This is a genomic window from Spiribacter sp. SSL99 (assembly GCF_009805925.1).
GTDB lineage: Bacteria > Pseudomonadota > Gammaproteobacteria > Nitrococcales > Nitrococcaceae > Spiribacter > Spiribacter roseus.
Genome location: NZ_MAOM01000003.1, coordinates 1 through 18358, shown reverse-complemented (window position 1 = coordinate 18358; position 18358 = coordinate 1). Strand labels below are relative to the sequence as shown.

Sequence of the window (18358 nt, the reverse complement as noted above, 5' to 3'; positions counted from 1 at the left end):
TCGATTGATGGAAACGCTCGATCACGACTCGAATGTCCTGGTGGTCGGCGCCAGCGGCGGGATTGGTGCGGCGCTGGTGGAGCAGCTGCTGGCCGGCTCGTCGGCGCGTCGGGTCTGGGCGGCCACACGTACCCCGGACAGCCCCCGGCTGACCGCCCTGCGCGAAGCCTATGGCGAGCGCTGTATGCCGCTGGCCGTGGATATCCTCGATGAGGCCAGCATCGCTGCGATGGCGGCGACACTGCGGGCCGATCAGCCGCGGCTGCACCTGCTGATCAATGCGTTTGGCCTGCTCCATGACGAGGCGCAGGGTATCTGGCCGGAAAAGCGCGTCGAGTCGATCAGCGCCGAGGGCATGCTCACCAGCTATCGGGTCAATACCCTGGCGCCGGCGCTGATCGCCCGGGAGTGCCTGGGGCTTCTCAACCACTCGCAGCGCGCGGTGTTTGCCAGCCTCTCCGCGCGGGTGGGCAGCATCGGCGACAATCGCCTGGGCGGGTGGTATGCCTATCGCACCAGCAAGGCGGCCCAGAACATGCTCACCCGCGACCTGGCCATCGAATGCACGCGTCGGGCACGCCGGGTGATCTGCCTGGCGCTGCACCCCGGCACCACCCGCACCGATCTGTCTGAACCGTTTCAGGCGCGCGTCCCCGAGGGCAAACTGTTCACCCCGGCGTTCGCCGCCGGCAAGCTGCTCGCCCGCATCGATGCCGCCACGACGGCGGACAACGGCGGGTTCTATGCCTGGGACGGCGCCCCGATCCCCTGGTAGGCGTCGGCTAGTCGGCGGCCGACTGCGCGGCCAGTGCCTCGGCCACCACACCGCTCAAGCGCTGGGCCATGGGCATGTGCAGGAACTCGTTGGGCCCATGGGCATTGGAGCCGGGGCCCAGCACGCCGGTGACGAGGAACCGCGCCGCCGGAAAGTGCGCGCCAAGCAGGTTCATCAGCGGGATGCTGCCGCCCTCGCCCATGAACACGGCGGGTTGACCGAACCAGGCCCGGGAGCTGGCACCAAGGCTGTCACCCAGCCAGCCGGCGAACGCCGGGGCATTCCAGCCGTTGGCGGCACCCGCGGGATGGAACTGCACTTCGGCATTCTGCGGCGGGGCCTCGGTCAGGGTCTGCTGGAGTGCGCGGGTGGCCGCCTCGCCGTCCACCGTCGGTGGCAGTCGCAGTGACAGCCGCAGGGTGGTCGCCGGGCGCAGCACGTTCCCGGCCTCGGTGCGGGGCGGCAGTCCATCGGCACCGATCACTTCCAGGGCCGGGCGCCATGTGCGGTTGAGGATCAGGGTCGGTGTCGACTCGCTGTTGGGCCGGGTGGCGCTCGCCCACGGGTACTTGTCGGCCAGATCGGTCCCGATCACTGACGCGGCAAGCTCGGCCTGCTCCACCCGCTCGGCGGGGATCTCGGCCTGCAGCGCCGGCAGGCGGATCGCCCCCGTGGCCGTGTCTTCGATCCGCTCGAGCAGTGCCCGGGCGATCCGGAAACTCGACGGCACCACGCCACCGGCGTCCCCCGAGTGGACGCCCTGATCGAGCACCCGCACCGTCAGGTCACCGGCGGCCATCCCGCGCAGCGAGGTGGTGACCCAGAGCTGCTCGTAGTTCGCGCAGCCCGAGTCGAGGCAGACCACCAGCCCCGGCTGCCCGAGGCGCGGACCGAGGTGCTCGATGTAGGCGGGCAGATCGGGGCTGCCGCTTTCCTCGGCGCACTCGATCAACAGCATGCAGCGCGGGCAGGAGACGCCCTGTTCGTGAAGCAGCCGCACCGCCTCGAGCGAGGAGAAAACGGCATAGCCGTCATCCGCCGCGCCGCGGCCGTACAGCCGATCGCCCTCGGCCACCGGTGTCCAGGGGGCCTTGTCGCTGTCCCAGCCGCTGGCTTCGGGCTGTTTGTCGAGATGCCCATAGAGCAGGGTCTCGCCGGGGCCAGTGCCCGGTACATCCACCCAGAGCAGGGGCGTGCGACCCCGCAGACGGATCACTTCGACATGACTGCCCGCGGGCGCCTGGGCCCGGCACCAGGCCTCGACCTGGGCGACGGCCTCGTCAATGTACCCGTTTGCTGACCAGTCGCGGTCAAAGGCGGGTGACTTCGCGGGAATGCGGATGAACGCCTCGAGTGCCGGGCGAATGCTTTCGCGCCAGTCCGACTCGACCATGGCCTGTGCCTGTTCCAGATTGAGATAGCCGCTCATGTACGCCTCTGATTGTCTGTCCGGGCTTGGAGGGCTCAGCCTATCGATCCGTTCCTAGAGGGGCCAGACCCGGGGGATGATCAGCAATGCCAGCAGCATGGCGATCAGATTCAAGGGCAGGCCGAAGCGGACATAGTCGCCGAACCGGTAGCCGCCCGGCCCGAACACCATGAGGTTGGTCTGATAGCCGATGGGCGTGGCAAAGGCCGCCGAGGCCGCGATCATGATGGTCACGGCGAACGGCGTCGATGAGACTCCGAGGGATTCCGCCGCCGCCATGGCAATGGGAAAGATCAGCACGGCGGCGGCATTGTTGGTGATCATCTCGGTGGTGACCAGCGTCAGTAGATAGATCGCCGCGAGGGTCAGCAGCGGGCGATCGGCGGTCAGGGCGATGACCTGGCTGCCGATGACCGCGGCGGCCCCACTGTTGTCCATGGCCTGACCGACGCCCAATGCCGCACCGATGACCAGCAGGACGTTCCAGTTGACGTTGCGGATGGCCTCGCCCAGCTCGATGCAGCGCGTGATCACCAGCGCCATTGCCGCGAGCAGGGCGGCATTGAGCATGCTCATCCACGGGCTTGCCGCCAGCGCCACCATGCCGATCAGGATCGGGATGGCCAGTCCGGCCTTGTCATGCTGGGGGGGTGCCGAGTCCTCGACGCCGCTGACCAGATAGAAGTCGCGGGCGTCGCGCTGGCGACGGACAAAGCTCGGGTGGGTTTCGAGCAACAGGGTATCGCCCGGGCGCAGCACGATGTCGCCGATCTTACCGGGCAGCTGGCGACCGCCCCGGGCTACCGCAATGACCGCCGCCTGATAGCGCTCGCGGAAACGGCCATCGCGAATGCTGCGGCCCACCAGCGGGCAGGCTTCAGAGACCACGGCCTCCACCAGGCACCGTTCCCGGCGCGGCTCGTTTAGGTCTTCCACCGCTCGGGTGGCCGGTCGCAGTCCGCGCATCTTGTGCAGGTCGACCACGGACTCCAGCACCCCGACAAACACCAGTCGGTCGCCGGCGCGGAGTTTTTCGGTGGGCCCCACCGCCGGAATGACCTCGCCCTGACGCTCGATTTCGGCCAGGAACAGGCCGGGCAGATGGCGCAGCCCCGCCTCCTCGATGCGTTTGCCGACCAGCGGGCCGTCCTGGACTACTTCCACCTCGACGGTGTACTGGCGGGGGTCGAGTCGGTCGGCGCTCAGGTCACGGCGGTCCGGCAGCAGCCAGGGCGAGGCCGCCAGCAGATAGATCAGCCCCACCGCGGTGATGGGCACACCCACCCAGGCCAGCTCGAACAGGCCCAGCCCCGGCAGGCCGCGGCCGTCGCGGGCGAGCTCGTTGATGATCAGGTTGGTGCTGGTGCCAATGAGCGTGCATGTCCCGCCCAGAATGGCGGCATAGCTCAGGGGCAGATAGAGCCGCGAGGCCGGCAGCTGAAGGCGCCGCGCCAGGTCATCGACCACCGGCAGGAAGACGGCGACGATGGGGGTGTTGTTGAGAAAGGCGCTGAGCCCCGCCACCGGCGTCAACAGCCCCAGCTGCGCGGAGCGGAGGCCGCGCGAGCGGGTGATCAGCGGGTCGGCGATCATGGCGATGGCGCCGGTCCGGGTCAGCCCGGACGCGACCACGAACAGCAGCCCGACGGTGATCAGGCCGCTGCTGCCGAACCCCTGGGCGGCGCTGGCGGCGTCGAGCAGCTGCCCGCTGCCACTGACCGCCGTCGCCGTGACCAGTACGGCCAGTGCGGCGAACAGCACCCCGACCGGCGAGGCAATGCCGCTCGCCAGCCCTGCCAGTACCGACAGGACCACAAGGATCGTCAGCCAGCCTTCCCAACCCATCGGCATTACTCCGTTGCCGTTCAAGCCCCCGGTCTGATCTCGGTCGGCGTCGCGGTTCGCCATGCCCCGGGAGCGGGGTCGGCGCTCGATCCAGTGCCAAGGAGATGGGCGACGATCTCCAGCCCCGTCACGGCGGCCGGCCCCGGGCGACTGAAGAATCGGTTGCCGTCGAGCAGATGGACCCGGGCGTTCAGGACGGCGGGCAGTTCGCTCCAGCCGGGGCGCCCGCGCAGGCGCCCCAGCCCTTCCTCCGCCCCCGCCAGCGACTGGCCGCAGGGTAGCACCAGAATATGTGAGGGGGCGAAAGCGCGCACCGCGTCCCAGTCGATGACCACCGAGTGATCTCCCGGCGCGTTGAGCGGCCGCCCCCCGGCGCTGACGATCATATCGGGTACCCAGTGCCCCCCGATGAACAGCGGCTCGGGCCATTCCACCGCCAGTACCCGGGGCCGCTCGCCGGTCGCGGGTGCAATGGCGTGACGCCGCCGGTCGAGTGCCGCGATGAGTGCCTCGCCACGGGCCGGCACACCGGCGGCCTCCGCCACCCGTCGGATGTCCTGCAGCAGGCCGGAGAGGTCGCGCCCATCGAGTGCGAGCACCATCGCGGCGCCGATGGCCTCGGTGGTCAGGCTGGCGGGCGTCGCCGCGCAGACGTCACACAGCGACTGCGAGAGGATCAGATCCGGACGCAGGGCCCGAAGCGTCTCCGGGTCGGCCTGGAAAAGCGGGGCCCCCCGGGCGAGTCGGTCGCGGACTTCGCGGTCAATCGCCGCCGGGTCGCTTTCGGTGGTTTCCAGCGCGGCCAGACTGACCCGCGGGCGATCCATCAGCGCCGGTGGCTGATCACACTCCGCCGAAATCCCCACCAGCTGATCGCCGAGTCCCAGTGCGGCGACGATTTCGGTGGCACCGGGGAGCAGGGAGACAATGCGCTGGCTCATGGTCAGCCGGCGCTAGCGTCGACGGCGCTGGCCCGAGTGGTGGCTGTCGATCCAGGCCTGCCGATTGCGATGGGACTCCAGGTCACGGCGCAGCCGCTGCTCGAACGCGCGTGCCTCGAGCTCCTGGTCGATCTGGCCGCGCAGCGCGTCAAGCGCCTCCCGGCTCAACGCCTTCAGATCAATGCTTCGGTTCAATGATAGGTCCTGCTGCGAAAGGTTGAGTTGATTACTGATTGAAGCGGTTGGCGAGCTGCTCGAGTTTTTCCTGACGCTGGCGGGCCTCGGCTTCCTCCGCCTGCTGGCGTTTGCGCTCCGCGCTGCGCTGTTTCTGCTCGGCGCGCTGTTCGCGGGCGCGGCTGATGGCCGATTCGGTCACTGCCTCGACCGGCTCGCCCTGTAGATTGACCCGGTCATGGCCGGCGATGATGGCGTTCAGATAGGCGGGTGCCCGCGTATACCGCGCGAGTGCCTGGCGGATGAGCCAATTGGGGATCGGCTCGTCGGCGGGCGGGTCATCGAGGTCGCTGCGCAATGCCTTCTCAATACCGATCTCCAGGGGACGGATCCGGTCCCGCTGGCGGGCAAAGCACGCCGGATAGCGCTGGCTGAGTTCGTTGAGGAATTCGCGGGTGCGCTCGGCGCGCCGCTGCCTCTGGCGATTGGAATTGGACATGGCTAAAGCATACGCGATGCGGATATGGGTCAACAGACCGGCGGTCGGGTTGTATGATGCAACCATGAAACATGTGACTGCAAAGGTGGATTTGATGAGAGCAGAGCCCGTTATCCCCAAGCAAGAGCTCCTGCAGATTCTCGAAGACAATCCATTCGAGCACCTCTCGAGCAGCGTCCACGTCATGGACAATCAGCGGGGCAGCGGCCATGAGCTGGCGGGCGTGTCCCTGTACTCCAACGCCCGCGGCTGGATGGCGCAGGTCAACTGGCGGGCGATCGTCGATGCCGACGAAATCACGCTGCGCGTGGGCGATGGCGACAGCGGGGAGCGCGCCTACGAGCTGCGCGACGCGGATCACTTCCGCCTCGCCGTCGGCGACGATGGGGGTGATCCCGTCAGCGCCGACGAGGTCTCGGCACTGGTGGCCCAGTCGCCACTCGCCAAGAGCTGGGAAGAGGACGTCGTGGGCGTGCTCAAGGAATCCCGCGAGCGTCAGGCCACCGTGCACTGACATGCGGACCCTGCCCGGCGCCCTGCGCGAGCGCTTTCGCACGGCGGCCGCCGGGCTCACCGGCCGCGATGATGCGGTCTATGCCGCCGCCGGGCGGGACCCGACTGAACCGATATTCGGTCTCGGGCCGGCGGATGCTCGCATTGCCTTTTTCGGTCGCGACCCGGGGCGCGATGAGGTGCATGTCGGCGTGCCCTTCATCGGCGCCGGCGGCCGGCAGGTCCGACGGGTGCTGCACGAGCGCCGGTTTCACGCCCCGCTCACCGACACCGCCGGGGCGCTGGCCGCCGGTGAGCCCTATTTCTGGGCCAACACCGTCCCCTACAAACCCGTTGGCAACAAGGCCTGGCCCATGGGCGTCAAACGACACTTCCAGCCCCTGGTCGCCGAACTGTTGCTGGATCAATGGCAGGGGCGCGAGGTGATCACCCTCGGGCGCGAAGCCTTTTTCTGGTTCGGTCTTGAACAGTCGCCGGCCGAGCGCCGGCGGCTGGATGATCACTGGCGGCTTGACGGGCGTTTCTCAAAATCCCTCGACATTGCATTCCACGGCCCGGATGGACGGCGACGGTCGCTGCGATTGCATCCGCTGCCGCATCCCTCGCCGCTCAATGCCACCTGGTTCAAGCGCTTCCCCGGTCTGCTGGCGGCGCGCCTGGACGCGCTGGAGGGCCGGGCATGACCGCCCACGACTGGGCCGACCACACCACCCATTCCCTGCGCGACGATATCAGCGAGGCGAGTGTCGCACTGCTGCCGCTGGGGGCCATAGAGCAGCACGGGGGGCACCTGCCACTGGCCACTGACGCCTGGATCGCGGAGGGGCTCTCAAAAGCGGCCATGCAGCGCTGTGATGAGCGGGTGCACGTGTTGCGGATGCCTACCCAGGCACTGGGACAGGGTGTTGAGCACATGGATTGGGCCGGTACCCTGGCGCTTTCCCCGGCCACCTTCGAGGCCATGCTCTATGATCTGGGGGCGTCGCTGGCCCGCGCCGGGCTGCGCCGCGTGGTGATGTTCTCCGCGCATGGTGGCAACCTGGCGGCGATGGCCACCGCGGCGCTGCGGCTGCGCCGGGACTTTGGTCTGCTGGTGGTGCAGGCCTGTTATTTCGACTTTCCGCCCCCCGCTGATGCGCTGACCGCCCGCGAGGCCCGCGAGGGGCTGCACGGCGGCGCGCTGGAGACGGCGTTGATGTGGCACTTCGCGCCGCAGCAGGTGGTGGCCAGCGCGATTGCCCATCACGCCTCGGTGGAGTTCGAGGCCCTGGCGGCGTTTGAGTGGATCGGTGCCGAGTCGCGCCCGGCACGATTCGCCTGGCTGGCCGGCGACCTCAATCCGGCCGGCGTCTGCGGGGATGCCCGGTTGGCGGATGCGGCGCTGGGTGCCCGCCTGGCCCGGCACTATGCTGATGCACTGGCCGCCATTCTGACCGAGGCGGCGGATTTCCCCCTGGCGTGCCTGTCGCCGCCAGCGCCCGGGTACTAGCGGGGCTGTTCGCCCACCGACTGCGAAACCACATCATCCAGCCAGTGGCCCGCGCGCTCCGCCTTGGTGGTCAGGTAGCGCTCGTTGTGGCGGTTGAGTGCGCCGTGAACCGCCTCGCGGCCGGCGATCTGAATGCCGTGCCGCTCGAGGGCCGCAATCTTGCCGGGGTTGTTGGTCATCAGGCGGACGCGGCTGATCCCCAGATCGTCGAGCATGGCCGCGGCCACCTCATAACGGCGTTCATCCGCGCCGAAGCCCAGAAGCCGATCGGCGTCGACGGTGTCGAGGCCCGTGTCCTGGAGGCCGTAGGCCCTCAGTTTATTCGCAAGACCAATGCCGCGCCCCTCCTGGGCGAGGTAGAGCAGGATCCCGCCGCCCTCATCAGCGATCGTGCCCACGGCACTGCGCAGCTGCTCGCCGCAGTCGCAGCGCAGTGATCCGAACAGATCCCCGGTGAGGCAGGCCGAGTGCATACGCAGCGCCGGCGTGTCCGGCCAGTGGTCGGGATCGCCCACCATCAGCGCGACATGCTCGAGCAGCCCGTCCGCCTCGCGGTAGAGAATGAACCGCGATTGCTCTGAATCGGCCAGCGGGACCTGCGCTTCGCTGATGCGCTCCGGCTGGCGGGCATTCTCGATACCCGCTGCGTGGATGTCCGCGACATTAACCGAGAGGATTTCGCCATTGCGGATGTCATCGACCAATGCGCGGTCGTCGTCATGGGTATCGATGGCGATCAGCGCCGGCAGCAGTGTGGCCTGACGGGCCAGATCCAGGGCAGCTTGCTCGTCGGCGCGGGCATTACGGGCCACCGGCTCGGCGCTGCGGGTCGTGAGATCGCCGGCCAGTGTGACCGCGGTCGCGACGCCGTCATCGGTGTCCAGGGGAACGGCCAGATCCTCGCCGGGGGCGGTTTCCATGCCGATGGCCCGTGCCCGGTGGCGGGTCATCAGCAGCCGCGCCTCCCCGGAGGCCAGCGACCGTGCCCGGGCCATCAGACCGTCGCTGAGGTTTTCCAGTGCCAGCACCAGCATCGCGCCGGCGGGATGGGTCACGTGGACGGGCTCACCCCGTCTGAGGTCGATCAGTGCGCGCCGGATGCGCTGCATGCCTGCTCCTTGGAATCAACTTCTCGCAATAGACCGTTCATGCCTGCAACAATTCTGTCAATATGACACAGCATAACCGATCCCGCGGGGCGGCGGCCCCACCGCCGATGGGCTGGGAAGCGCTCGTCGCCCAGTGCCGGCGCTGTTCCCTGCCCGCTGCGGCGCAACCGGTGGAATGGCCGGCGGATATCGGCGGAATCGCTGCCGAGGCCGTCGCCCCGGCACTGCAGGCGCGCTATGCCCCGTTGCTCGCCCCGGTCCGGCAACGGCCGCGGGTGGTCGCGCAGCTTGGCCAGAGCCTCGACGGGCGTATCGCCACGGCAACCGGGCATTCCCATTACGTGACGGGCGCCGCTGACCGGGCCCACCTGCATCGCCTGCGGGCGCTCTGCGATGCGGTGCTGGTCGGCGCCGGGACCGTCGTCGCCGACAATCCACGCCTGACCGTCCGTGAAGTGGCGGGACCCAACCCGGTTCGAGCGGTGGTCATGAGTCGCACCGGGCTGCCGGCTGACGCGGCGCTCCTGCGGGATGGCGCGGCCCCCACCTGGGCGCTGACCGGCCCGTCGGTGGCGGCTCCCGCGGTGGATCGCCGTTTTGCGCTGCCCGATCTGGCGCCGGCCACAGCGCTGCAGTGCCTGGCCGCGGCGGGTGTGCAGCGACTGCTGGTGGAAGGGGGGGCCAGGACCGTTTCCGCATGGCTGGCGGCGGGCCTGGTGGATACGCTCTATCTGGTGGTTGCGCCGGTGATCATTGGATCAGGGCCAACCGGCCTGAATCTGCCGCGCATCGATCACATGGATGAGGCCCTGCGCCCCGCGGTGACGCCCTTCGACCTGGGGGATGATCGGCTCTACCGGCTCGATTTCAACGCCGTATCAGCATGATCAGACCGGGCGTGCTGGCCGCCAGTGACAGCGCGCCGTAGAGTACCGCAGCGGTGATGCCCTCCGCCGCGGGCAAGCCGGCGAGCGGCCAGAGCAGGGCGGCCGCCCCCTCGCGCAGTCCCCATCCTGCGATGCTTGCAGGGATCAGCATGGTGAACAGGACCAGTGGTATCAGTGGCAGCCAGGCGGACGCCGGTGTCGCCGGATCCAGTGCCAGGACGCAGCAGGTGTAGACCGCGATATAGCTGGCCGCGACGGCCAGGGAAGCGGCCAGCTGGATGGGCAGCACCCGGGGGGTCAGCAGCGCCGAGTGCAGTGCGCGGCGCCAGTCGCCGAGCCAGGCGCGCCGGTGGCGCGGAATCAGGCCGATGGCGATGACCACCGCGGCGGCCGTCAGCGCCGCCAATGCCAGGCCGCCCGACGAAATGGGCAGGCTCAGCGCGCCACCGGGTGGCCAGTAGACCCAGACGCCCACCGCGATGGCCACCATGGCGAGCTGACCCGATAGCCGCTCGATGACCACCGCCTGAAAGGCCGGTCCACGCCGCGGCATGCCCTGACTGTGGCGCCAGGCGCGCTGAGCGTCGCCCACCACACCGCCGGGCAGCACCTGATTGACCAGCGTCGCCAGGTAGTACTCGCCCACGGCGCGGCCCGCCGGCAGCGCGATCTGCAGCCGGGCCGCCGTAAACCGCCAGCGCCATGCCGACAGCAGCACCTGGGCAACGGTGATGGACAGCGCCACGATCATCCAGCCCGGCTCGATGGCCTGCAGCCGCTCGAGCACGCCGGCCCCGAACTGCCGGGCGATCAGGCCCAGAATGGCCAGGCTGACCAGCAGCCGGATCAGTCGCGGCACGGAATGACCAGCAGGTCCTGATGCCCGACCGTGATGAAACTGTGCTCGAGCGCGCGCAGGCGCTCGTCCCGCCAGCGATCGATGACCGCGGCGGCGTCGGGTTGCTGGGCTCGGGCGGCGGCATGCCAGCCCTCGATGAGTGGCCGCTGCAGCGCGGCCTGTTCCGGGGTGAGATGCCAGTCGCTGGCCCGGCAGTCAACGCTTGCCCCGCGCTCGCGGAACAACTGCGCTGCAACGGCGGGGGCATCCGGGCCCAGCGCCGGTCCCATGTCCTTGGCTCCGCGCTGGTGGGCAAGGACCGCGGCCTCGACCTGCTGGTCAGCCTCCAGCGTGGGGGAAAACGCCAGGCGGCCGTCCACGTTGAGTGCGAACAGGGCCGGCAGACCGCGCCGGCAGCAGGTGTCCACCACCCGCCGCAGCCAGGCGTCCGGTACCAGATCGAGCAGGGCCGAGGCGGTGAGCAGATCGGGCGTTGTGTCGAGGCAGTCGGGGAATGTGCCGAGATCGGCCGGGTGGGCCCGGGCCTGAACCCGTGCCACGTGGCGATCGTCGTCGGCTGGATGCGCCAGGGCCACCGCCTGGTCGAGCAGCCCGCGATCGTGATCGATGAGCGTCCACGCCTGCGCCTGGGGCAGGCGTGGGCCCAGGTAGCGCAGGTTGCTGCCGGCACCGGCGCCCAGATCGGTGATACGGATCGTTCGATCCCGCGGCAGGACGTCGATCAGGGGCGTGAGTAGCGTGTCGTCACGGGCCGCATGGTCGGCCGGCTCACGCAGGGTCAGCCAGCGGGCGGCAAACTGCTCGGGCATGGCGATGCCTCCTCGATGAGAGCCATGAAAAGCGCGACGCTCCGATCCCAGTCATTGAGCTCGCGGCGGGCGCGACGGGCCCCCCGCGCCAGGGCCTGACGCCGGGAGGGGTCATCCAGTAGCGCGGCGATGGCGTCGCGCAGCGCTGTCGGGTCGTCCGGCGGGACAGTGATGCCGGCCTCCGGCGGAAGGGTGGTTGCCAGCGCACCACCGGTGGTGGTGATTACCGGCAGCCCATAAGCGACGGCCTCGCTGATCACCATGCCGTAGCCCTCGTAGAGCGACGGCAGGACGAACAGCTCGGCCTGGCGATAGGCCTCGTCCAGACGCTGCTCGTCGGCGGCGCCGGTGAGGGTGATGCGGTCCTGCAGGCCCTCGGCGTCGCGCTGTCTGGCGATGGCGGCGGCATAGTCGGGATCCAGATCCAAGGCGCCGATGAGCTGGCACTGCCAGGGTCGGTCGACCAGCCCGGCTAGCGCCTCGATCAGGCGATGCTGGGCCTTGCGCGGCGTGATCGAGGCGACGCAGAGCAGCAACGGCGGCTGCCCCGGCCGTCCCGTGGCGAGCGGTCGCGGCGTGCATCCGGGTGGGATGACGCTGACTTCGCCCGCGTACAACCCCAGCGTCCGCAGCCGTTGGGCGGTGAAGGCGCTGGTGGCGATGACGCGGGTCGCCGCGCCCAGCGCACGGGCTTCGTCATGGATCAGTTGCTCCACGCGGGCGGGGTCATGGCCGGTTTCATCGGCCAGGGGGTGATGCACCAGCGCATGAATGCGAAGGCGCCCGGCGTGCGGGGCCACCGTCGACGCCAGTCGTCCCAGCACCAGACCGTCGATCACCACCGCCCGACCATCCGGGATCCGCGCAAGCGCGGCGTCCACAGCCTCGCGGGCGGTGGGGTCGGCATCCGGAAAGCAGCCGGGCAGGGCGTCGACGTCGACGCTAACGCCCGCACCGCGCAGGCCGTCGATGATCCGACGGTCATAACGGCTCCCCCCGGTGGGTCGGTCCAGTGACCCCGGCACCAGGAAATGGCAGACGGTCACAGCTGGAGCGAGCGCTCGTAGGCGGCCGAGGCGATGTGCGACTCGTGCAGGGTGATCCGCAGTCGATCCAGGGTGCAGGCGGTTTCGCCCAGCTCACCGGCGTGAATGGCGGTCGCCAGCGCATCGGCGATATGCCGGGCGAGAAACTCCGTGGTGGTGTTGACGCCCTCGAACTCCGGCAGGCCGTCGAGGTTGACGAGGTTGTAGCGCGACAGGATGTCGTGCAGCACCGTGCTGGCGCGGGCAATGTCCACCACCACGTTGTCATCGTCGAGGCCGTCGCGGAAGAACGTGGCATCCGTGACGTAAGTGGCGCCGTGCAGGGCCTGGGCGGGCCCGAATGTCTCGCCCTGAAAGCTGTGGGCGATCATGAAGTGATCGCGGACGTTGACGCTGTACATTCTGTCTCCTTAATACTTGATGCGGTGACACAGACCCGGCCGGGTGACGATCGAGTCCATCGTCGCGGGCAGATCATCAAACGCGGTCTCGCCGTCGATCAGACAATCCCAGTGGGCGCGATGAGCCAGCAGTTCCAGGGCCTTGCGCATGCGTCGGCCATGGTCCCAGCGCGGGCGCATGACCGGGGCGAGCTGTCCGACCTGGCTGGCGCGCAGGGTCAGGCGGCGCGAGTGAAAGGCCTCGCCCAGTGGCACCTGGGGCGGGTGGTCACCAAACCAGCTTGCCTCGATCAGCATGGCCTCGTCCGCGGCGATCCTCAGGGCCAGGGCCAGGCCGGACTCGCTGGCGCTCGCGTGAATGACCCGGTCGTTGTCGGGGCGCGCGGCATCGGGTGTGGCAAAGGCAACACCCAGCGGCGCCGCAAGCGCGTGGCGATCCGGATTGATGTCCACCAGCTCCACCTCGGTGCCGGGGATTTCGGCGCAGAGCGCGGCGGCGAGCGCACCCACCACGCCCGCGCCGATCACGCTGATGCGCTCGCCGGCTTGGGGTTCGGCGTCCCAGCAGATGTTCAGGGCGGTCTCGACGTTGGCGGCCAGTACCGCGCGCTCCGGCGGCAGGCCCGCCGGCAGTGGATGGGCGGCGGCAAGCGGCACGGTGTAGCGGCGCTGGTGGGGGTAGAGACAGAACACCGTCTGTCCGATCAGTGCCTCGGCGCCGGACTCGACCACGCCGACACTGGCATAGCCATACTTGACCGGCGCTGGAAACTCGCCGGCCTGGAAAGGTGCGCGCATGCGGGTCTGCTGGCTGACGGGGATCCGCGCCTGCCAGACCAGCGACTCGGTGCCATGACTGATGCCCGAGTAAAGGGCGCGGATGCCCACCGAATCGTCGTCGGCTACCGCGACCGATTCATCGCGGATCCCGCCGCTGCGCGGCGCCACGATCCAGAAGGCCTGACTGCTGTGCTGACGGGTCACGCCGATGCGGTCCTCATGCTGCTAGACTTGGCGAATTGACTCGGAAAACGGAGCGTAGCATTGGTTCCCCCCGGGACGGACGATTCACCCCTGCAGATCCTACCCGACCTGCTGGTGGCGGCCATTGTGCTGACCGCCGCCGCCGGCGGGTTGCAGCAGACACTGGATCTGCCCGCCGGGGTGCTGCCGCTGGCGCTGGCCGCCTATGCCGCGCTGGCCCTGCTGGTGTGGCGGCTGGTGGGCAACCGGGTACTGACCCCCGCTGATCGGGTGACCATGGGGCGCGGCCTGCTCGTGATGTTGCTGGTCGGGCTCCTGCCCGCTGCCGGGAGCGGGCCGAACGTCGCCATGCTGCCCTTCGCGCTCGGCATGACGGCCTTTGTGCTGGATGGCATCGATGGCTGGGTGGCGCGGCGTCTGGGTTGTCAGACTCCTGCAGGGGCGCGCTTTGATATGGAGCTGGATGCCGTGCTGCTGCTGGTGCTGACACTGTGGCTGCTCCGGCTTGATCTCGCGGGTGCCTGGGTGCTCGCCATCGGTGGCTGGCGCTATGCGTTCATCCTTGCCGGTTACTGGCGTCCCGCGCTGCGCCGGCCCCTGCCGCCCTCACAGCGTCGCCGGGTGATCTGCGGGGTGCAGACCGGTGCCCTCGTGGTGTTGCTGGCACCGGACTTTCCTGCCGCCTGGGTGCCGCCGTCGGTCGCCGTGCTGCTGATCCTGCTCAGTTATTCCTTTATCGTGGATGGGGTCATGTTATGGCGGACAGCCGATCATTGAGGAGGTCTCTCATGGTTCACAATGCAATGCGCGCGCTGGCCCTGTTGCTCGCGCTAGGCTTGATGACGGCACCGGTCCAGGCCGAGCCGGAGCGTTTCCGGCTGGATGAAAGCCATGTCAGTGTCGGTTTCCTGATCGGGCATGCCCGCTTTGCCGATGTCCTCGGCCAGTTCACCGATGTCAGCGGCGGGTTCCGTTATGACGCGGAGACCCGAACGCTCGAATCGGGGCGGGTCGAAGTGGCCGCCGACAGCGTTTTTACCGGCCACGATGAACGCGATGGTCATGTGCGCGACGGGGACTTCCTGGCCGCGGACGCGCATCCGACGATCGTCTTTGAGGCCAACGGCTATGAACCCACCGGCGAGGGCGAGGGCATCCTGCGCGGCGAGCTGACGATGCTCGGCGTCACGCGCCCCATTGAGCTCGATCTGACTCTCAATCGCCGCGGTGAGCATCCCATTGGCGGTGCCGACACCCTGGGCGGATCGGCGCGTGGCGCGATCCGGCGCAGCGAGTTCGGCATGGACTACGCGCTGGAGAATGAGCTGGTGGGTGACCGGGTCGAACTGATCATCGAGTTCGAGGCCATCCGCGAGGATGACTGAGTCACGCCCGTCGCCGCCGGGCGGGTGCATCGGCCTGGCCCTGGGCGGCGGCGCGGCGCGCGGCTGGGCACACATCGGCGTCATCCGCGCCTTGCGTCAGCAGGGCATCGAGCCGTCAATCATCGCCGGGACGTCAGTCGGTGCCATCGTCGCCGCGATGTTCTGCAACGGCCGGCTGGACGCGTTCGAGACCTGGGTGCGATCGCTCAAGCGCCGCGATGTCCTGAGCTACATCGACGTCAATCTGGGGCATGGCGGTTTCATCCAGGGGCATCGATTGATGGCGCAGCTCGACCGCACCCTGGGGGCAGTGGATTTTGCTGACCTGCAGCGCCCGCTGGGGGTGGTGGCCACGGACCTGTACAGCGGCCAGGAGCGCTGGCTGCGCCGGGGGGATCTGGCCAGCGCGGTGCGCGCGTCAATGGCGCTGCCGGGGCTCTTTACCCCGGTCTACCGGGATTCCGAGTGGCTGGCGGATGGCGGGCTGGTCAATCCGGTACCGATTTCACTGTGCCACGCGATGGGGGCCGATCGGGTGATCGCCGTCAACCTCAGCGACGGCCTGATGGGCCGGCGCATTCCGGCGCAGCTCGCCGATGCCAGCGCCCCACCGGGGGTGTTCGATGTGATCGCCACGGCGGTGAACGTCATGCAGGATCGCATCACCCGCAGCCGCATGGCTGGAGATCCGCCGGATCTGTTGATCGCCCCGCAGCTTGCCCACATCGATCTGCTGGAACTGCATCGTGCCGATGATGCGATCGCCGAGGGCGAGGCGGCGGTTGCGCGTCTGCAGCCCGCCATCGAGACCTTCCTGCGCGACTAGCCGCTCAGTGCAACAATGCGGTTGAGCACCGGCCAGGCCACCAGCATCTGCGCGAAGCGGACTGTGGATGGCTGCGTGGCGCCGTTGACCGGATCACCCGCTGGCGCGTCCAGTCCCACAAAGGCGGAGATCGCATATTCCAGGGTCTCAAGGGCCGTGGGCGCCATGTAGCCGTCGACATGCAGCACATTCACCGACTGGCCGCGGAACTGACTGGGCACGGTGGCCAGCATGAAGGGCATGGCGGTCTGGCGGGTCATGTTGCTCAGATCCACCGGCAGGAACAGCGACTGCTGATCATCGTCACGAGGCGTCACGATCAGTTCCAGGTGATAGCAGGTCTCGGGCATTTCGGCGCTCAGCTGGCCCACGGCCAGTTCGCTGAGCTCGCTGGGGTGGATGCGCAGGATGACATCGGCGACATCCTGCTGGCCGGCGATCCAGCGGTCGTACTGATGGGCCCGTCGCTCGATCTCGGCGGCCACATCGGATTCCGCATAGCCGCGTTCCCGCGTGTCACGGCGCTGCTTCCAGTCGCGCTTCACGGCGGCGGCCGTGTCCACATACACCGAGAAGTCGAGCAGCGGACGGAAAGCCGGATAAAGGGTGTGCAGGCCCTCGATGACCACCACCGGCGTCGGCGTATGCAGGCGCGGCGCGCGGAATGTGCCCGAGGCATGGTCGTACACTGGCACCTCGACCGCTTCGCCGGCGCGCAAGCGCTTGATGTGGCTGACCGCGCGATCGAGGTGGTTGGCCTCGGGATCCAGCGGGGTGCGTCCGGATACGCGGCGCGTCGCCCGATCCTCGGCATGATAGCCGTCAAGACTGATCTGGCTGACCCGCTCGGAGCCCAGCAGCCATTCGATGCCCTGGGTATAGGTGCTCTTGCCGCTGCCGCTGTCGCCGGCGACACCGATGATGATCGGCCGCTCCCGCGCCGCCAGTCGGGCAGGCAACTGATTGGCGCCGGGGCGCGGCGCCTTGTCGGGGGAAAAGCTGGCTGTCATCGCTCGACCTGCGCCGCCATCCGGCCACACGGGCCGCGTAGCGGTATTGTCCGCCGCCGCGGCGGCGTGTCAAACCAGACGGCCCGCGGAGTTGCTCACGGATCAGTGGCCGGTTAGCGTTGGGGCATCATCCAAGGAGTCCCGGAATGGCAATCAAGACAACCGATCTCTGCGACGACCATGCCGACGCGCTGCGTGTGCTGGCCCCGATCTTCGGTGACTACGGCGGCCGCCACGGCTTTGCCGGCGTGATTCAGACCGTGAAGACCTTCGAGGACAACAGCCGGGTGCGGGAGGTGCTCGATACCCCGGGCGAGGGTCGGGTGCTGGTGGTCGACGGCTCGGGATCGCTGCGCTGCGCACTGATGGGCGATCAGCTCGCGGCCAAGGCGCGGGACAATGGCTGGGCCGGGCTGCTGGTGTATGGCTGCGTGCGGGACGCGGCCGATCTGGCCGATCTGGACATCGGCATCAAGGCACTCAACACCCACCCCTGCCGCAGTCAGCCCGACGGCGCGGGCGAGGTGGGCGTCGTGGTGACTCTGGCCGGCGCCACCATGACCCCCGGTGAGTGGCTCTGTGCCGATCGCGACGGTATTGTCATCGCAGAACGGGCGCTGGTGTAAACGGCGCGGCGACCACCGGAGGAGAGTCTGATGCCCAATACCATGCGATCGCTGCTGCGCGAGGGAAACGGATCCCTGCAGGCGCTGGGGCCGGAGAGCACGGCCGCCGACGCCGTTGCCCTCATGAACCGGCGCAACATCGGCGCCGTGCTCGTGATGACGCCCGACGAAACCCTGCTGGGGATCTTTACCGAGCGCGATGTGCTGCGGCGGGTTCTGGGTGAGCGGCTCGATCCCGCCACCACGGCCCTCGAGTCGGTGATGACCCGCGAGGTGTTCTGGATCGGGCCTTCGGGCACCACCGATCAGGCCCTTGCCCTGGTGGCCGAGCGCAATGTCCGGCATCTACCGGTCATGGATGAGCAGCACGTGCTGGGAATGGTGTCGGTGCGGGATCTGAGTGCCGCCGTCGTGCGCGAGCGCGACATGGAGGTGGCGGCGCTGACCAGCTACATGCACGGCAGTTACACGGGACACGCGGATGGCTGAATCGGTGCGCCTGGACCGCTGGCTGTGGGCGGCGCGTTTTTTCAAGACCCGGCGGCTGGCGGTGGATGCGATCAAGGGCGGCAAGGTGGACGTCGACGGCGTGCGCGCCAAGCCGGCCCGGGCGGTCCGTGCCGGTAACCGGCTGCTGATCCGCAAGGGCCCGCAGACGTTCGAAGTGGATGTCGAGGGCCTCGCCGAACAGCGTGGCCCCGCCCCCCAGGCGGAGGCCCTGTACACCGAGACCGACGCCAGTGTCCGCGCC

At 68.8% G+C, this 18358-nt stretch carries 23 protein-coding genes; 11 read left to right on the top strand and 12 right to left on the bottom strand.

The window, feature by feature from the left end; all coding sequences use genetic code 11:
• Positions 1 to 7: 7 nt before the first annotated feature.
• The gene (locus BA899_RS00875; RefSeq protein ID WP_144348150.1) at positions 8 to 775 is read left to right on the top strand and encodes an SDR family NAD(P)-dependent oxidoreductase; all 768 of its coding nucleotides are present in this window, start codon (positions 8 to 10) and stop codon (positions 773 to 775) included.
• Between the two features lie 7 nt (positions 776 to 782).
• On the opposite strand, the gene BA899_RS00870 is transcribed toward BA899_RS00875, so the two are convergent.
• The 5 genes from BA899_RS00870 to BA899_RS00850 are packed head-to-tail and all read right to left on the bottom strand — an operon-like array spanning position 783 to position 5663.
• On the bottom strand, positions 783 to 2204 hold the full coding sequence (locus tag BA899_RS00870) for a M20/M25/M40 family metallo-hydrolase (protein WP_159299438.1): 1422 nt from the start codon (positions 2202 to 2204) through the stop codon (positions 783 to 785).
• A 54-nt stretch (positions 2205 to 2258) separates the two neighbouring features.
• Positions 2259 to 4049, bottom strand: a complete 1791-nt coding sequence (locus tag BA899_RS00865) for an SLC13 family permease (RefSeq protein ID WP_159299437.1) — start codon at positions 4047 to 4049, stop codon at positions 2259 to 2261.
• A 20-nt stretch (positions 4050 to 4069) separates the two neighbouring features.
• Complete coding sequence (locus BA899_RS00860; protein ID WP_159299436.1) at positions 4070 to 4990, bottom strand: ABC transporter substrate-binding protein; 921 nt, start codon at positions 4988 to 4990, stop codon at positions 4070 to 4072.
• A 12-nt stretch (positions 4991 to 5002) separates the two neighbouring features.
• Positions 5003 to 5185 (bottom strand): hypothetical protein, encoded by a 183-nt coding sequence (locus tag BA899_RS00855; RefSeq protein WP_069134227.1) that lies wholly within the window; start codon positions 5183 to 5185, stop codon positions 5003 to 5005.
• A 31-nt stretch (positions 5186 to 5216) separates the two neighbouring features.
• Complete coding sequence (locus tag BA899_RS00850) at positions 5217 to 5663, bottom strand: ProQ/FINO family protein (RefSeq protein ID WP_148122758.1); 447 nt, start codon at positions 5661 to 5663, stop codon at positions 5217 to 5219.
• A gap of 94 nt (positions 5664 to 5757) precedes the next feature.
• Here BA899_RS00850 and BA899_RS00845 point away from each other — a divergent pair, with 94 nt between their 5' ends.
• The 3 genes from BA899_RS00845 to BA899_RS00835 are packed head-to-tail and all read left to right on the top strand — an operon-like array spanning position 5758 to position 7665.
• A complete protein-coding gene (locus BA899_RS00845; protein WP_069134273.1) occupies positions 5758 to 6177 on the top strand; it encodes a hypothetical protein in 420 nt (139 codons plus the stop codon).
• A 1-nt stretch (position 6178) separates the two neighbouring features.
• Positions 6179 to 6859 carry a uracil-DNA glycosylase family protein gene (locus BA899_RS00840; RefSeq protein WP_159299435.1) on the top strand — a complete coding sequence of 227 codons (681 nt, stop codon included), beginning with the start codon at positions 6179 to 6181 and terminating at the stop codon, positions 6857 to 6859.
• Complete coding sequence (locus BA899_RS00835) at positions 6856 to 7665, top strand: creatininase family protein (protein ID WP_159299434.1); 810 nt, start codon at positions 6856 to 6858, stop codon at positions 7663 to 7665. The genes BA899_RS00840 and BA899_RS00835 overlap by 4 nt, the downstream gene beginning before the upstream one ends.
• Here BA899_RS00835 and BA899_RS00830 read toward each other — a convergent pair.
• Positions 7662 to 8774 (bottom strand): GTP cyclohydrolase II, encoded by a 1113-nt coding sequence (locus BA899_RS00830; RefSeq protein ID WP_159299433.1) that lies wholly within the window; start codon positions 8772 to 8774, stop codon positions 7662 to 7664. The two genes, BA899_RS00835 and BA899_RS00830, sit on opposite strands and share 4 nt — an antisense overlap.
• Before the next feature lie 62 nt (positions 8775 to 8836).
• Between BA899_RS00830 and BA899_RS00825 the strand changes: the two genes are divergently transcribed.
• A complete protein-coding gene (locus tag BA899_RS00825) occupies positions 8837 to 9661 on the top strand; it encodes a RibD family protein (RefSeq protein WP_110882989.1) in 825 nt (274 codons plus the stop codon).
• Here the strand turns inward: BA899_RS00825 and BA899_RS00820 are convergent.
• Genes BA899_RS00820 through BA899_RS00800 form a run of 5 tightly spaced genes read right to left on the bottom strand, consistent with a single transcriptional unit; the run spans position 9642 to position 13760 of the window.
• On the bottom strand, positions 9642 to 10520 hold the full coding sequence (locus BA899_RS00820; RefSeq protein ID WP_159299432.1) for a lysylphosphatidylglycerol synthase transmembrane domain-containing protein: 879 nt from the start codon (positions 10518 to 10520) through the stop codon (positions 9642 to 9644). The genes BA899_RS00825 and BA899_RS00820 overlap by 20 nt on opposite strands.
• Positions 10508 to 11329: a class I SAM-dependent methyltransferase gene (locus BA899_RS00815; protein WP_159299431.1), complete on the bottom strand. Its 822-nt coding sequence runs from the start codon at positions 11327 to 11329 to the stop codon at positions 10508 to 10510. The genes BA899_RS00820 and BA899_RS00815 overlap by 13 nt, the downstream gene beginning before the upstream one ends.
• The gene (locus BA899_RS00810) at positions 11299 to 12354 is read right to left on the bottom strand and encodes a glycosyltransferase family 4 protein (protein WP_235013272.1); all 1056 of its coding nucleotides are present in this window, start codon (positions 12352 to 12354) and stop codon (positions 11299 to 11301) included. The genes BA899_RS00815 and BA899_RS00810 overlap by 31 nt, the downstream gene beginning before the upstream one ends.
• 17 nt (positions 12355 to 12371) lie before the next feature.
• Positions 12372 to 12776, bottom strand: coding sequence for a 6-carboxytetrahydropterin synthase (locus BA899_RS00805; RefSeq protein WP_159299430.1), 405 nt, complete (start codon positions 12774 to 12776; stop codon positions 12372 to 12374).
• Between the two features lie 9 nt (positions 12777 to 12785).
• Positions 12786 to 13760 (bottom strand): zinc-binding alcohol dehydrogenase, encoded by a 975-nt coding sequence (locus BA899_RS00800; RefSeq protein WP_159299429.1) that lies wholly within the window; start codon positions 13758 to 13760, stop codon positions 12786 to 12788.
• Positions 13761 to 13820: 60 nt separating this feature from the next.
• On the opposite strand from BA899_RS00800, the gene BA899_RS00795 reads away from it, so the two are divergent.
• Genes BA899_RS00795 through BA899_RS00785 form a run of 3 tightly spaced genes read left to right on the top strand, consistent with a single transcriptional unit; the run spans position 13821 to position 15971 of the window.
• On the top strand, positions 13821 to 14537 hold the full coding sequence (locus BA899_RS00795) for a CDP-alcohol phosphatidyltransferase family protein (RefSeq protein ID WP_159299428.1): 717 nt from the start codon (positions 13821 to 13823) through the stop codon (positions 14535 to 14537).
• A gap of 11 nt (positions 14538 to 14548) precedes the next feature.
• Complete coding sequence (locus BA899_RS00790) at positions 14549 to 15145, top strand: YceI family protein (protein WP_159299427.1); 597 nt, start codon at positions 14549 to 14551, stop codon at positions 15143 to 15145.
• Positions 15138 to 15971, top strand: a complete 834-nt coding sequence (locus BA899_RS00785) for a patatin-like phospholipase family protein (RefSeq protein WP_159299426.1) — start codon at positions 15138 to 15140, stop codon at positions 15969 to 15971. The genes BA899_RS00790 and BA899_RS00785 overlap by 8 nt, the downstream gene beginning before the upstream one ends.
• On the opposite strand, the gene BA899_RS00780 is transcribed toward BA899_RS00785, so the two are convergent.
• Positions 15968 to 16981, bottom strand: a complete 1014-nt coding sequence (locus tag BA899_RS00780; protein WP_148122264.1) for a phosphoribulokinase — start codon at positions 16979 to 16981, stop codon at positions 15968 to 15970. The two genes, BA899_RS00785 and BA899_RS00780, sit on opposite strands and share 4 nt — an antisense overlap.
• A gap of 146 nt (positions 16982 to 17127) precedes the next feature.
• Between BA899_RS00780 and rraA the strand changes: the two genes are divergently transcribed.
• The 3 genes from rraA to BA899_RS00765 all read left to right on the top strand — a co-directional run.
• Entirely contained in the window at positions 17128 to 17607 is a 480-nt protein-coding gene (gene rraA, locus BA899_RS00775; RefSeq protein WP_159299425.1) for a ribonuclease E activity regulator RraA, read from the top strand.
• A 30-nt stretch (positions 17608 to 17637) separates the two neighbouring features.
• A complete protein-coding gene (locus BA899_RS00770; protein ID WP_144348167.1) occupies positions 17638 to 18096 on the top strand; it encodes a CBS domain-containing protein in 459 nt (152 codons plus the stop codon).
• Positions 18089 to 18358: RNA-binding S4 domain-containing protein (locus BA899_RS00765; RefSeq protein ID WP_200833021.1), on the top strand; the 270-nt coding region annotated here is incomplete at its 3' end. The genes BA899_RS00770 and BA899_RS00765, both read left to right, overlap by 8 nt.